Origin of the sequence: Roseobacter weihaiensis (assembly GCF_020622345.1) — a bacterium.
Taxonomy (GTDB): domain Bacteria; phylum Pseudomonadota; class Alphaproteobacteria; order Rhodobacterales; family Rhodobacteraceae; genus Roseobacter; species Roseobacter weihaiensis.
On the sequence record NZ_JACNMO010000016.1, the window covers coordinates 90466 to 103690 of the forward strand.

A 13225-nucleotide genomic window follows, 5' to 3' on the forward strand; every position below is an offset into this window, starting at 1 on the left:
CTTCGAATTTCACGACATTGTGTCCGCACAGCCGGTGTGCAGGGATACACGTCGGCAATGCGCTGCGCGGTCCTAAATTTCTAAAAGACATCCCGGCTCCGCCTGGCCGCGGTCAAGAGTGCAAAGGGAGCAGTTATGGCAATTCTCACGATCAATGGCGATACCATCGAAGTTAACGCCGCACCCGACACAAGCTTGCTGTGGGTGCTTCGCGAGCATCTGGGCCTGACTGGCACAAAATTTGGATGTGGGGTGGGGCAATGCGGTGCCTGCACCGTGTACGTCGACGGGGTGGCAACGTTTTCGTGCCTCACGCCCCTGGAGAACGTCACGGAGGCCGAAATCACGACGATTGAAGGGCTATCAAAATCGGGCGATCATCCCTTGCAAAAGGCGTGGATTGAAGAACAGGTGCCCCAATGCGGGTATTGCCAGTCCGGGCAGATTATGAAGGCCGCGGAGTTGCTGGCTCAGAACCCGCAGCCCACCCGTGCGGACATCCTGGATCATATGAGCACAAACCTGTGCCGCTGCGGGACGTACAACCGTATCGTCAAAGCGGTGCAGAACGCCGCGTCGGAGGTGTGAGATGGGAGATGTATTGAACCGCCGCACATTCCTCAAAAGCGGTGCCACACTCGGGTTTGCCATAGGTGTGACAGGGCTTTTGGGCATTTCGCGCGCGTCCGCGCAGGCGCTTCCCCGCGATGTGTCGGGGTGGGTCAGCCTCTCACCAGACGGCACAACGCATATTCTATTTCCATCGACGGAGATGGGCCAAGGCGGTTCAACAGCTCTGCCGTTGATCCTGGCCGAAGAGATGGATGCGGAATGGGATGCGGTCACGGTTGAACAACTTCACCGCGACGACAGGGCATTCGGCAATCCGCTGTTTGGCAATGTGCTCTATACCGCAGGAAGTACGGGAGTATCGGGGTATTTCGATACCCTGCGGTTAGCTGGCGCACAGGCGCGTGCCGTGCTGATGCGCGCGGCGGCGGCCGAGTGGGGCGTTCTTGTGGCCGAGGTTGAGACGGTGCCCGGTCTGGTTCTGCATGGGGCAACAAACCGGCAGATGAGTTACGGTGAGATCGCGGCATTACCTGACATTGATTTGAGCTTGCCCGAAGACGTCACTGTGGCGGACCTGAAACCGGCCTCTGCCTATCGCCTTATTGGACAGGATTGCCCACGCGTCGATGTGCCTGCCAAAAGCACTGGGCGCGAGGTCTATGCCATCGACGTCTCCGTGCCAGATATGGTGTATGCAGCGGTGGAACGGTCCCCGTTCGACGGCGTAGGACCTGCGTCTTATGACGCAGAGGCTGCGCGCGCGCACACGGGCGTTCTGGATGTGATTGAGGTACCGGATGGCGTGGCGGTGGTTGCCGCGCGTCTGGAAGATGCGTTTCTGGCAAAGTCGTCGCTCGATGTGACGTGGGACACTCCCACGCCCGAGCAAACACTGGACAGCGATGCAACACTGGATGCCTACACCGCTGCCCTTGACGATCCGAATGTCGAGCGCGCCATATGGCGCGAGGCCGGAGATGCCAGCGCGGCCCTGAAAGCCGCCGACCGGACCATCACCGAAGACTACCGATCAGACTACGCTTATCACGGTCAAATCGAACCGATGGCTGCCGTCGCCTCCGTCGATGCAGATGATCTGGGCGCAGAAGTTTGGGTCGGGACACAAACGCAAAGCTGGTCCACCTACACTGTCACCGAAACTCTGGGCACGACACCGGACCGGGTACGGCTGAATGCCATGACGATGGGCGGCAGCTTTGGCCGCCGCACGGCGCTGCGGCAGGAGTACCTGCGCGATGCCGTCCTGTTGTCCCGCACGATGCGACGCCCGGTAAAGCTGGTGTGGACACGTGAGGATGATGTGCGCAGCGGCGCATTCCGACCCGCCGCGGTGCAGCGGATGCGTGCGGGCCTGACTGAGGACAATGCAGTGTCCGGTTGGCAGCACGACATCGCAACACCATCGGTCATCTCCTACTTCAATCCCTTGAGGTGGGAGCAGGTGCGCCCGCATGACATCATTTCGGTCCGGGGCTCCGAAAGCCAGTTCTACGATCTGCCCCATATGCGGGCGCAGCATGTGATCACCCCGGCTCACGCGCGCATTGCCCCATGGCGGGGGATCGGCGCGAGCTATACCAGCTTCGCAGCAGAGGCCTTCATGGATGAACTTGCCGAAGTGGCAGGGCGTGATCCATTCGATTTTCGGATGTCCTTGTTAGGCAACAATCCCCGTGGCGCACGGTTGATGGAACGCGTTGCCGATATGGCAGGATGGGGTGGTGCAGCCTCGGATACGGCGCTCGGGCTATCGTTTGCCGGATATGGCAATTCGATGGCTGCGGGGATCGCCGAAGTTGCTGTTGACCGCAACAGCGGCATCATCTCGGTTCCGCGGTTTTGGGCGGCTGTGGACGCAGGTTTGGTTGTCGCGCCAGATAATGCGCGGAACCAGATCGAGGGCGGCATCGTCTTTGGCGTGTCCAGCAGCCTCAAGGAACGGATCACCCTGACCGGTGGGCAGGTCGATCAGTCGAATTACTTCGACTACGAGGTGCTGCGCGCCATGAAGTGCCTGAAATCGAGATCGACCTGGCACAAGGAGAGACGGCGCCCACGGGCATTGGAGAGGTGGGCACGCCCATGGTGGCTGCGGCCATCGCAAACGGGTTCCACGCCTTGACAGGTCAAAGGTTGCGCCACTTGCCCTTTACCCCAGACCGCGTGACGGCGGTACTGGAGACCTAGTCTGATTGCCTTTCATATAGAAGTATCAAATCCTGCGCTGGGGTGAACAACGCCAGATCGTTATCCCACCCGCAACCAGCGCTGCTTAACTGCCATCTCTGACCGCGCTCACGCGGCGGGTGATTACGGCCCGTGCGGTTCTCAGTTTACGCTTTGCCGATAGATCTTCGGCGGCGTTCCGACCACGGATTTGAATGCGCGGCTAAAAAATGCGGCATCGCGAAAGCCGCATCTGTGGGTGATTTCGGTGATGGACAGTGCTGTGTATTCCAAAAGGCGCTTTGCTTCGAGGATTCGCCTTTGCCGCACCAATTCGTTCGGGGGCGCACCCAGTACGGCGCGGCAGATCCGTGTCAGATGTGGCGCAGAGACCCCAAGCTGACCTGCATAATCCGCGACACTCCACGCTTTTTGGAAATTCGCTTCCAGCAGCGTGCAAAATGCTTCGGCTTGTAGGTCCTTTCTGTCACGGCGTTCAATGAACGGCGCCTGCCCCAGAATAGTTTTCCTGCGCAGATTGCCGATCAAATACGTCACGATCAGATCGACCAAGGCCGTCAAGATATCGGATCGATTGGTTCCTGGCCGATGATAGATCTCTTCCATCTGCACAAAGAGATCAGCAACATGTTTGAAATTATGCGTTCGGTTCTGCAAAAAAAATGTATCGGTTTGAGCGCTGAACTGGCCAAACCTCTGTTGTATCGTACGTGGCATTTCGTCGAGCCGGATGCTCAAAACATCGCCATTCACATCTTCCGAAAAGAGAAACCCGTGCGGGATGCCCGGCGGTGCGACCAGGATCATGGGCTGATTGGTGGTGAATTCGATATCTCCCAAGCGGAAAAACACACCGGGCGAACGAAACAGGAAGATTTGCGCCAGTCTACGATGCCGGTGAAGTCGAATAGTCCAATCATGTTTGCTGCTGCGCTCCTTAATGGTTTCGTGGTGCACCGGGTCCGGCACAGCCCCAGATAGAAATTCGCCGTATAGCTCGTAGCTGGGGATGGATGACATGATCTTACCTCTTGATCCAGATCATGGAAACCTGCACAAAATGATCGAATAGTGCAAGACTTTGCATGTTGCGTCCATTCCCCACTGCCCTTCGTTCTATAGGTTGAGGCAACACGACCTTCAGGGAGGACACTATGATAGATCGAAGGAGCACCGTGCTTTTTGCGGGTGCAAGCGTGGCGGCCATTGCACTCTCAACCGCTGCACACGCACAAGAGTTTACGTTTTCAATTCAGCACTTCCTAAGCCCAAAAGCACCGGCGCAGACCGTGTTGATCGAGCCTTGGGCAAAGGCTGTCGAAGAGGCATCTGACGGCCGCATCGCATTTGAAATTTTCCCTGCGATGGCTTTGGGTGGTGCGCCGCCGGAACTCTACAGCCAAGTGCGGGACGGCGTAGTGGATATTGTCTGGACGCTACCGGGGTACACGCCGGGCACCTTTCCGCGCTTGGAAGTCTTTGAACTGCCGAGCGTACATCTTGGGGATGCGCGCGCGACCAATTTGGCGATCCAGGACATGATGGATGATCTGGCCGCCGATTTCGAAGACGTCCACCCGTTGTTGGTTCATGTGCACACCATGTGCACACCGGCAATGCGCTGCATCTGGCCAATGGGACGGTCGAAAGCGTTGCCGATTTTGAAGGCTTGAAAGTGCGCAGCCCCTCCCGGACAGGGGCGTGGATGCTGGAAGAGTTGGGTGCAGAACCCGTCGGAATGCCGGTTCCTGCTTTGCCGCAGGCTTTGTCAAAAGGCACGGTTGACGCGGGTCTGGTGCCTTTTGAGGTCGCGATCCCGCTGGGTCTGGCTGATCTGACGGAAACATCCGTTGAACTGGCCGATGGCGCGCGTTTCGGAACCGCGACCTTCCTGTTTGCGATGAACAAGGACAGCTACAATTCCTTGCCGGCCGATCTTCAGCAAATCATCGACGAACAGTCCGGCATTGCTATTACAGCGGCCATGGGGGATGCGTGGAACGACATTGAACCTGTCGGCATCAAACGCGCGTTGGAGGCGGGCAAGACAGTGACACAACTGTCCGCCGAAGCGACCGCAGAATTTGCAGGGCCCTTCGATGCGACGGTGGCACGCTGGGTCGAAGAAGCGCAGAGCAACGGCGTTGATGCGGAGGGTCTTTTGGAAAAATCCCGCGCCGCAATCGCTGCCAATTCGCAATAGAAAGGGCACGATAAATGCCTTTCAAGGCCCTTCTGATAAAGCTCATTGAAGGATGGGCCTTGATCGGCGGCGCGCTGCTGTTGCTGATTGTCACGATCACGGCGATCAACGCGGCGGGGTTCACGGGCAATGCGATTGCCCGTCTCTGGGGCGGCACTGTCTCGGGCCTGCCGGGATATGAGGACGCGGTGCAGATGCTGGTCGGTGTCGCGGCCCTGACCATGTTTCCCTACGCGCAGCTGCACAAGGCCCACGCGGCTGTTGACGTCTTCATGCAATACGCACCTGATTGGGCAAACCGCGCAGTCGCCGTCATCTCCGGTCTTGTCCTTGCCGCGCTTGTCGCTTGGATGGCCTATATGCTGATCCTCGGCACGATTGAGGTTCGGTCTGACAATGTTGAAACCACGGTGCTGGGCTGGCCCGTCTGGATTTTCATGCCGTTTGCCGTGGTCTCCTGCTTGCTGTGGGCTGCAGCGGCGGTGCTGAACGTGATTGCCCCGGCGGAGACTGCTGATGGAACGTGAGTTGGTCGGCGTCTACGGATTGGTGGCGTTGTTTTTGCTGATCATGCTGCGGATCCCCGTCGCTTTGGCGATGCTGCTGACCGGGATTGTCGGGACCTGGGTCCTGAGCCTCGTATCGCCTTTCATCAAGTTCGGCCCCTATCTGCTGCAGTTCAAAACCGCGCTCTGGAATTCAGTGGCCAACTACGATTTGTCGGTTGTTCCGCTCTTTGTGCTGATGGGCTTTCTGGCCGCAGAGACCGGGCTGAGCCGGGACCTTTTCCAAGGGCTGAGCGCCTTGACCCGCAAAGTGAAAGGCGGCGTCGCAATGGCGACGATCCTGGCCTGTGCGGGGTTCGGCGCGGTCAGCGGATCGTCCATTGCGACGGCCTCCACCATGAGCCGCGTGGCTCTGCCGGAGCTGCGTCGCCTGAACTATCACGAAGGTCTGTCGACCGGTGTCTTGGCGGCTGGTGGCACCTTGGGCATCCTGATCCCGCCTTCCGTCGCCCTGGTGATCTATGCGGTCGTGGTCGAGGCGCCGATCATTGAAATGTTCCAGGCCGCAATCATTCCCGGCATTCTGGCCGTGATCTTTTTCCTGATTGTTGTGCGGGTGCGCGTCGCACGCAACCCGGCACTTGCGCCCGACCCGTTGCCGCTAAGCGATGAAGAAAAACGCAAGGCGATCCGTCGTCTGCTGCCCGTCAGCGTGATCTTTGGGTCCATCATTCTGGGCCTCGGCATGGGGCTGTTCACGCCCACACCTGCGGCGGGGATCGGTGTCTTCCTCATCCTGGTCTATGGCGTCATCTTGCGAAAATTCTCCGATGACGGCCTGACCTTTGCGCGTCTCAAGGCCGCCTTGCTTGCGACGGCCAAGACCGCGTCGATGATCTATTTCATCCTGTTTTCCGCCGATATCCTGAAGGGGTTCTTCGCCCGCACCGGATTGCCCGCATTCCTGAGCGACTGGGCCGCGACATCGACGCTGGAGCCCTATACGATCCTGCTGGCGATGCTGGTGATCCTGATCATCCTTGGCTGTTTCATGGAAAGCCTGTCGATGATCCTGGTCGTGGTGCCGTTTTTCTGGCCTGTGCTGATCCAACTGAACGGCGGCGATTTCGTCAGCGCCGACACCGCTGCTTTCGGCATGACCACGGATGAGCTTCGCATCTGGTTCGGGATACTCGCGCTGATCGTGGTCGAGCTTGGGCTGATCACGCCGCCTGTGGGTCTGAATGTGTTTGTGATCAAGTCATTCTCTCCCAGCACGGGCCTGGGCGTGATTTTCCGGGGTGTGGCCCCGTTTTTCGCCATTGAATTGGTGCGGGTCGCGGTGTTGATCGGCTTGCCTGTGCTGTCCCTTTTTCTTCCCAGCCTTTTGTAGGAGCGTTCCGTGCCCCAACGACATAAAACCCAAGTTTGCATTATTGGCGCCGGGCCCAGCGGTCTTTTGCTGTCTCAACTCTTGGCCAAGACAGGCATCCATACGATCGTTCTGGATCGCAAGGATCGCGCCTATATCGAAGGCCGCGTGCGTGCGGGTGTCCTGGAGCAAGGGACCGTTGACGCGCTGGAGCAGGCAGGCGTCGCAGAACGGTTGCATGCGGAAGGGCTAACACATGACGGGTTCGAGCTTGCCTTTGACGGTGTCCGCCACCGTATCGACCTGAAAGCACTGACGGGCAGCGCCGTGGTGGTTTACGGGCAAACGGAGGTTACGAAAGACCTCTTTGATGCCCGTTTCGCCGACAATCAGCAGTTCTTCTTCAATATTGACGACGTCGTCCCAACAGAGCTGAAGTCTGACCAGCCTCAGGTGCATTTTACCCAAGACGGCGCACAGCATGTGATCACCTGCGACTATATCGCGGGCTGTGACGGGTTCCGCGGCGTATCCCGCGCCGCGATCCCGAATGATGTGCTCAAGACGTTTGAACGCGTCTATCCATTCGGTTGGCTGGGGATCCTGGTGGATCAGCCGCCTGTCAGTCATGAGCTGATCTACGCGAACCACGCGCACGGATTTGCCCTTGCGTCCATGCGCTCAGAGACACGCAGCCGGTATTACATTCAGTGCGAGGCGACCGATTGCGTCTCCGACTGGTCGGATGACCGGTTTTGGGAGGAGTTCGCAACGCGCCTCGGACCCGATGCCGCCGCCAATCTGCAAACCGGAGCGTCATTTGAAAAGTCCATCGCGCCGCTGCGTTCCTTTGTGGCCGAACCCATGCGCTACGGGAACCTGTTTCTGGCAGGTGACGCTGCGCATATCGTGCCGCCCACCGGTGCCAAGGGGTTGAACCTTGCCGTGGCCGATATTCGGCTGCTGTCGCGGGCCCTGATTGAACACTACGCTGGCAATGATCACTACATCGACACATACTCTGAAACGGCGCTGAACCGGGTCTGGAAGGTCGAGCGTTTCTCTTGGCAGCTATCAACCCTGATGCACCAATTCCCTGAGAACTCACCGTTTGAAAGGCGTATGCAACGCGCGGAATTTGACTATATCACCGAGTCTGAAGCAGCCTCGAAAGCGATTGCCGAAAACTACATTGGCTTACCGTTGGAGTAGTACGATGGATGTCATCAAGATCAAAGGCTCCTATATCGCCTATAAGCATCGCCCGGGTCTCGGACGAACGGTGCTGTTCGCCAATTCGCTGGGCAGCGACCAGAGCATTTGGGACGATGTGATTGCCGCCCTGCCTACGGGTTACGGTGTCCTGACCTACGATCTGCGCGGTCATGGGCTGAGCGGTGGTGTGGCTGACAGCATCGAAGGTCTGGCGGATGACGCGTCGCAATTGGTCGACGCGCTTGGCCTGCGCGATGTGTTGTTTTGCGGCGTCTCCATTGGCGGGATGATCGGGCAGGTCTTGGCATCAAAACGTGCAGATGTGATCTGCGCGGCGGTCCTGTGCAACACGGGCCTTCAGATTGGAACGTCCGCGCGTTGGGCCGAGCGGATTGCTGCGGTTGAAAAGGGCGGCATCGCAAGCATAGCCGAGACGGTCGTGAACAACTGGTTCGGGGCAGACTACGCCGCAAAGACAGATCGGATGGCCCTGCACCAAGCCATGGTCGCCCGGACCTCAGACACCGGTTATGCCGCCGCCTGCGCCGCCATTCGTGACGCAGACCTGACAGAGCATGCGCGCGCCATCAGCATTCCGGTTCTGTGTATCAGCGGCACCCACGACAAATCCGTACCGCCAGAAGCCGTCGAGGCCTTGGCAGATGTGATCCCAAAAGGCACCTTACGTAATTTCGCTGATCTCGGTCACCTGCCCTGTCTGGAAATGCCCAAGGAACTGGCCGCCTTGATCGAGGCCTTTGATCCGATCAACGACAATCGCGCTGACGCCGGCATGGCCATCCGCCGTGCGGTGCTCAGCGATGCCCATGTGGACCGCGCGCAGGCACAGATCACGCCATTGGATCAGGCCTTTCAAACGCTCATCACCGAGGGCGCGTGGGGCACGGTCTGGGCCAATCCGGGTATCTCGGCACGGGATCGGTCCATCATCACGCTGGCCTTGCTGGCCGCGACCGGAAACTTCGAAGAAATCCCGATGCACATTCGCGCCACGGCCCGGACCGGCGCATCCCAGCGCGACGTCACGGAAGCCTTTCAACATGTGGCAATTTACGCAGGCGTCCCCCGCGCCAACCACGCTTTGAAGCTCGCCAAACAGACATTTGCGGAGATGGAGGACAGCGCCGATGACTAAAAACCCCTTCAGCCCCCGTGACCTGCAGTGGCACCCCCCCGCGCTGCATCACGACTATCGCTCCACCCATCTACGCGCGCCGCAGCACAAGCTGTTGCACATGCCACAAACAGAGACGGAGCTGACGGGTCCGACCTTTGGGCAGAATGACCTTGGTCCCCTCGACGACGATTTGATCCTGAACTACGCCACCGATGGGCAGATGGCGCAAGGCCCACGTATCATCGTGCATGGCAAGCTGTTGGACGAAAACGGACGCGCCGTCGCAGGCAAGCTGATCGAGGTCTGGCAGGCGAATGCAAGCGGGCGCTATCGCCATGTGAATGACGGCTACCTTGCCCCGCTTGATGACAATTTCGGCGGATGCGGGCGGTGCCTGTCCGGCGCGGATGGCAGTTACAGTTTCCGCACCATCCTGCCGGGTCCCTACCCATGGCCCAACGGCGGAAACGACTGGCGGCCCGCGCATATCCATTTCTCAGTTTTCGGCGATGGCTTCGCGCAGCGACTGATCACGCAAATGTATTTCGAGGGAGATCCTCACATCAAGCTGTGCCCAATCGTTCAGTCCATTCCAGATGAGACAGCCATTGATCGGCTTGTGGCGCGCCTCGATATGGATAAAACCATCCCGATGGATATCCGGGCTTACCGCTTTGATATCGTGTTGCGTGGACGGAATGCGACGCTGTTCGAAAATCAGATGGAGGGCCGGTGATGTCTGATTTCAAGGAAAGCCCGTCACAAACCGCGGGTCCCTATGTCCATATCGGTTGCGCGCCGCAGACTGCGGGGCTGGAGCAACGCGGTATGGGCGCGCCGTTTGGCCATAAGATGATCGCTGGTGTCACGCCAGGCCATGAAATGACGCTTGATATTACCGTTTTGGACGGCGAAGGCGCGCCCGTCAAAGATGCGCTGATCGAGATCTGGCAGGCCGGACCAGAGGGCAGCTATGCACCGACGGCGCAGTTTTCCAACTGGGGGCGTCAGGCTGCTGATTTGACAACTGGACAGGCCCGTTTCCAGACGCTCAAGCCGGGCGCGCTCAAGGGCCAAGCCCCGCATGTTCTGGTCTGGATTGCAGCGCGCGGCATCAACCTCGCCCTGACCAGCCGCATCTATTTCCCGGACGAAAACAACGCCTCTGATCCATTCATGATCGCCGCAGGTGATCGCGCGGAGACGCTTGTCGCCGCCAAGGCGGAACCGGGCTACACGCATGTAATCCGCCTCCAAGGCCCTAAAGAAACGGTGTTTTTCGATGTCTGATGTGCGCGGCAAGCCCTGCATCCTGTGTTGTGCGATCACTGGGTCGGTGCCGCGCAAATCTGACAACCCTGCTGTTCCAATCACTGTGAGCGAGCAAATCGAAAGCAGCCATGCAGCGGTTGAGGCAGGGGCGTCGATTATCCACGCCCATGTCCGCAATGAGGATGAAACCCCCTCAAGCGATCCCGAAAAATTTGCGGCCCTCAAGGAAGGGTTGGAAAAGCACTGCCCCGGCGTAATCATTCAGTTTTCGACCGGGGGACGATCCGGTGCGGGACGTGAACGCGGCGGCATGTTGCCGCTCAGGCCCGATATGGCGTCGCTCTCTGTGGGGTCGAATAACTTCCCGACCCGCGTTTATGAGAATTCACCCGACTTGGTCACGTGGCTCGCCTCCGAGATGCAGACGCATGCCATCACCCCCGAGATCGAGGCGTTTGATCTCAGCCATATCCTGCAAGCGCTTCATATGAGCGCGTCAGGCAAGCTTTATGGAAAGCTCTATGTCCAGTTCGTGATGGGCGTGAAAAACGCGATGCCCGTGGATCGCGAGGTCTTTGATTTCTACGTCCACATGATGCAAAGCCGCGCACCGCTGGCTGCGTGGTGTGCTGCAGGCATCGGTGCAGCGCAGGTGACGGTCAACGAATGGGCCATCGCGGCGGGTGGGAACACACGGGCCGGGCTGGAAGACAACATACGTCTGGACAAATCCACCCTCGCCCCGTCGAATGCCGCCCTGATCGAACGCGCGGCTGATCTTTGCGCCAAATATGACCGCCCTGTGGCCACAGCGGCTCAAGCGCGTGAAATCCTCGGACTGCGGCCATATGTTTGACCTCGCGACGCATCCTTGGATGCGTGGTCTGTTCGGGGACGATCACCTTGCTGCCATCTTTGCCCCTGAGGCAGAGGTGAAACGCATGCTCAAAGTCGAAGCGGCTTGGACCCGCGCTTTGGGGGATATTGGCGAAACGCCCGATGCGTACAGCGTTGCAGACAGCATCGAGGCGGCACAGATAGACCCACAAGATTTACAGGACGGTTTTGCCCGCGATGGCGTGCCCGTTCCCGCGCTCGTCAAGATGTTGCAGGCGCAGCTTGGGCCGGACGCCGCCGAATGGGTTCACAAGGGGCTGACCTCCCAGGATGTGATGGACACAAGCCTTGTACTTGCCCTGCAAGGTGTTCTGCGCATTCTTCTGGAGCGCCTGCAAAACTTGGACGAAAGCCTGGACGATCTGCAGCGGCGGTTTGGCACGGCCCGTCTGGTAGCCTTCACCCGCATGCAGCCGGCACTGGAAACGCGCGTTGCAGAAACGATTGGCCGTTGGCGGCACCCCGTTCCACGGCTTCTGACCAGTGTGGAAACCGCTCGAAAGCAGGTGGCTCAAATCCAATGGGGCGGGCCAATTGGTATGCGGGACCACCCGAATGCCGCACAGCTCGGGGTGGCCTTTGCCAGGAATTTGAACCTGACCGACCCCGGCAGATCATGGCACATGGATCGCAGCATCATCGCCAACGTCGCGCATGCGCTGGTACAGATCACCACCGCGGCAGGCAAGATTGGCGAGGATATCGCGTTGATGGCGGCGATCGGCCCGTCGCAGATTACTTTGTCCGGTGGCGGGTCATCTGCCATGGCGCACAAGAACAACCCGGTGAAAGCAGAGGCCCTGATCGCGCTCAGCGATTATGCTGGAACGCTGCAAATGAGCCTGACACGCGCGGCCCGGCACGAAGGCTTCCGGTCTGGCCGTGCGTGGACGCTGGAATGGATCGCGATGCCGCAGCTTTGCCTTGCAACCGGGGCTTCGCTTGTCCAAACAGCCCTTCTGCTTGAATCAATCAACGGGCTTGGAGCGAATGCGTAATCTAAGCCTGGGGCACTCCCAGTATCTTGCGTGCCTCCTGCCAGGTCGCAACCGGGCGTTCATATCGCTCGCAGATGTCGACGACCCGTCTTACCAGGGCCGCGTTTGATGGTGCCAGCGTCTCACGATCAAGCCGAACGTTGTCCTCAAGTCCGGTCCGCGCATGACCACCCGCCGCAACCGACCAGTCATTCAATGTCAACTGATGGGCCCCAATCCCGGCAGCGCACCATTGGGCATCTGCGCCGAACAACCGCTTCACCGTCGCGATGTAGAAATCAAACACCGCGCGGTCAGCCGGCATCGCGTTTTTCACGCCCATGACAAACTGCACATAGGGGGTGTCTGCCAATCTGCCATCTTCGTGCATTTTCGCGGCCTGCAGGATGTGGCTGAGATCGAAGGCCTCGATTTCCGGCTTGATGCCGTGGGTCTTCATCTTGCCTGCGAGCCAATCCACCAGATCAGGTGGATTTTCGTAGACACGCGTCGGGAAGTTGTTCGACCCAACCGACAGCGATGCCATGTCGGGCTTGAGGCGCAACATGCCACCACAGGTTTTGCCTGCACCCGACCGTCCGCCTGTCGAAAACTGGATGATCATCCCCGGACAATGCGTCTCGATCCCCTCTTTGAGCCGGGCAAATTTCTCGGGGTCGGATGAGGGCGTTTCGTCGTCATTGCGCACATGGGCATGGACGATGCGCGCCCCGGCCTCAAAGGCCGCGTGCGTGCTTTCAATCTGCTCGGACACGGTGATTGGCACCGCCGGATTGTTGGCTTTGGTCGGGAGTGAGCCGGTGATGGCCACGCAGATGATACAGGGAGGTGTCATGGATGATC

Annotated in this window: 14 protein-coding genes and 1 pseudogene; 13 read left to right on the top strand and 2 right to left on the bottom strand. The window is 59.2% G+C overall.

Annotated features, from left to right (window positions below; all coding sequences use genetic code 11):
• Positions 1-135: 135 nt before the first annotated feature.
• The gene (locus tag H7847_RS17080; protein ID WP_227270697.1) at positions 136-588 is read left to right on the top strand and encodes a (2Fe-2S)-binding protein; all 453 of its coding nucleotides are present in this window, start codon (positions 136-138) and stop codon (positions 586-588) included.
• Position 589: 1 nt separating this feature from the next.
• Entirely contained in the window at positions 590-2716 is a 2127-nt protein-coding gene (locus tag H7847_RS17085) for a xanthine dehydrogenase family protein molybdopterin-binding subunit (RefSeq protein ID WP_227270698.1), read from the top strand.
• Positions 2717-2922: 206 nt separating this feature from the next.
• On the opposite strand, the gene H7847_RS17090 is transcribed toward H7847_RS17085, so the two are convergent.
• A complete protein-coding gene (locus tag H7847_RS17090; RefSeq protein ID WP_227270699.1) occupies positions 2923-3801 on the bottom strand; it encodes a helix-turn-helix domain-containing protein in 879 nt (292 codons plus the stop codon).
• Positions 3802-3977: 176 nt separating this feature from the next.
• Here H7847_RS17090 and H7847_RS26805 point away from each other — a divergent pair, with 176 nt between their 5' ends.
• From H7847_RS26805 to H7847_RS17140, 11 genes and pseudogenes are all read left to right on the top strand, one after another.
• A complete protein-coding gene (locus H7847_RS26805; protein ID WP_319799778.1) occupies positions 3978-4454 on the top strand; it encodes a type 2 periplasmic-binding domain-containing protein in 477 nt (158 codons plus the stop codon).
• On the top strand, positions 4385-4984 hold the full coding sequence (locus H7847_RS26810; protein ID WP_319799779.1) for a type 2 periplasmic-binding domain-containing protein: 600 nt from the start codon (positions 4385-4387) through the stop codon (positions 4982-4984). The genes H7847_RS26805 and H7847_RS26810 overlap by 70 nt, the downstream gene beginning before the upstream one ends.
• Before the next feature lie 14 nt (positions 4985-4998).
• Positions 4999-5511, top strand: coding sequence for a TRAP transporter small permease (locus tag H7847_RS17100; protein ID WP_227270700.1), 513 nt, complete (start codon positions 4999-5001; stop codon positions 5509-5511).
• Complete coding sequence (locus tag H7847_RS17105; RefSeq protein WP_227270701.1) at positions 5501-6883, top strand: TRAP transporter large permease; 1383 nt, start codon at positions 5501-5503, stop codon at positions 6881-6883. The genes H7847_RS17100 and H7847_RS17105 overlap by 11 nt, the downstream gene beginning before the upstream one ends.
• A 9-nt stretch (positions 6884-6892) precedes the next feature.
• Positions 6893-8074 (top strand): 4-hydroxybenzoate 3-monooxygenase, encoded by a 1182-nt coding sequence (gene pobA / locus H7847_RS17110; protein ID WP_227270702.1) that lies wholly within the window; start codon positions 6893-6895, stop codon positions 8072-8074.
• A 4-nt stretch (positions 8075-8078) separates the two neighbouring features.
• Positions 8079-8825: pseudogene (gene pcaD / locus H7847_RS17115) on the top strand (3-oxoadipate enol-lactonase); the annotation flags it as partial.
• Positions 8802-9233 carry a 4-carboxymuconolactone decarboxylase gene (pcaC, locus tag H7847_RS17120; protein ID WP_264479619.1) on the top strand — a complete coding sequence of 144 codons (432 nt, stop codon included), beginning with the start codon at positions 8802-8804 and terminating at the stop codon, positions 9231-9233. The pseudogene pcaD and the gene pcaC, both read left to right, overlap by 24 nt.
• Positions 9226-9951 carry a protocatechuate 3,4-dioxygenase subunit beta gene (gene pcaH, locus H7847_RS17125; RefSeq protein WP_227270703.1) on the top strand — a complete coding sequence of 242 codons (726 nt, stop codon included), beginning with the start codon at positions 9226-9228 and terminating at the stop codon, positions 9949-9951. The genes pcaC and pcaH overlap by 8 nt, the downstream gene beginning before the upstream one ends.
• Positions 9951-10505 carry a protocatechuate 3,4-dioxygenase subunit alpha gene (gene pcaG / locus H7847_RS17130; RefSeq protein WP_227270704.1) on the top strand — a complete coding sequence of 185 codons (555 nt, stop codon included), beginning with the start codon at positions 9951-9953 and terminating at the stop codon, positions 10503-10505. Before pcaH ends, pcaG begins: the two co-directional genes overlap by 1 nt.
• Positions 10498-11343 carry a BKACE family enzyme gene (locus H7847_RS17135; protein WP_227270705.1) on the top strand — a complete coding sequence of 282 codons (846 nt, stop codon included), beginning with the start codon at positions 10498-10500 and terminating at the stop codon, positions 11341-11343. The genes pcaG and H7847_RS17135 overlap by 8 nt, the downstream gene beginning before the upstream one ends.
• Entirely contained in the window at positions 11336-12382 is a 1047-nt protein-coding gene (locus tag H7847_RS17140; RefSeq protein WP_227270706.1) for a lyase family protein, read from the top strand. Before H7847_RS17135 ends, H7847_RS17140 begins: the two co-directional genes overlap by 8 nt.
• 1 nt (position 12383) lies before the next feature.
• Here the strand turns inward: H7847_RS17140 and H7847_RS17145 are convergent, their stop codons facing one another.
• The gene (locus tag H7847_RS17145; RefSeq protein ID WP_227270707.1) at positions 12384-13217 is read right to left on the bottom strand and encodes a BKACE family enzyme; all 834 of its coding nucleotides are present in this window, start codon (positions 13215-13217) and stop codon (positions 12384-12386) included.
• Positions 13218-13225 lie beyond the last annotated feature (8 nt).